The sequence below is a fragment of the Neisseria sp. P0021.S005 genome, from assembly GCF_051956955.1.
The window spans coordinates 1-536 of sequence record NZ_JBQCWY010000894.1 but is presented as its reverse complement, the minus strand read 5'-3'; the positions used below and the strand labels follow the sequence as shown (position 1 = coordinate 536).

Below are 536 nucleotides of genomic sequence, written 5' to 3'. Positions count from 1 at the left end.
GATGCTTCGCGGCAGACGGCAAAGGCTTCGACCAAGATGTCGTCCAGGCTTTGTCCGTCGGCGAGACGTTGTTTGAATTCGGCTGTTTTAGCTTGCAGTTCTGCATCGCTCAATGCCTGCATTTGTTTCTCAAGCGCGTTGATTTTGGCAACGGATTTACGATATTGTTTCAGCAGGCGGTCGTTGCGGCTGCCGAAGATTTTCTTAGCAATGTTTGTCAGCATGAATAATTCCTGCGCCTTGATATAATAGTGGGCGAAATTGGGATTTTAACACAAGCGCTTGTATAACGCGGTAATGCTGTTTGAAATAAAGGCGGTTTTGCTGTATTTCAATTGTAATTGTTTGGTTAATTTACTGAGAGGCCGTCTGAAATATATGGATTTAGCACAATTAGGCAAGCGCAATCATTTATTGGCGGGCTTGTTGCAACAATCGCAACAATGGCGGAAATTGGATGCAAAAATCAAAACGGTTTTGCCGGCCAACCTGCATCCGCATTTTCAGACGGCCTGCGTAGAAGACGGAAGATTGGT

General features: G+C 45.3%; 1 protein-coding gene and 1 pseudogene. One reads left to right on the top strand and one right to left on the bottom strand.

The features are described 5' to 3' along the window. Positions 1–224: hypothetical protein (locus ACTHUE_RS20025; RefSeq protein WP_440424281.1), on the bottom strand; the 224-nt coding region annotated here is incomplete at its 3' end. Positions 225–297: 73 nt separating this feature from the next. Here ACTHUE_RS20025 and ACTHUE_RS20020 point away from each other — a divergent pair. Next, positions 298–536, top strand: a pseudogene (locus ACTHUE_RS20020) (DciA family protein); the annotation flags it as partial.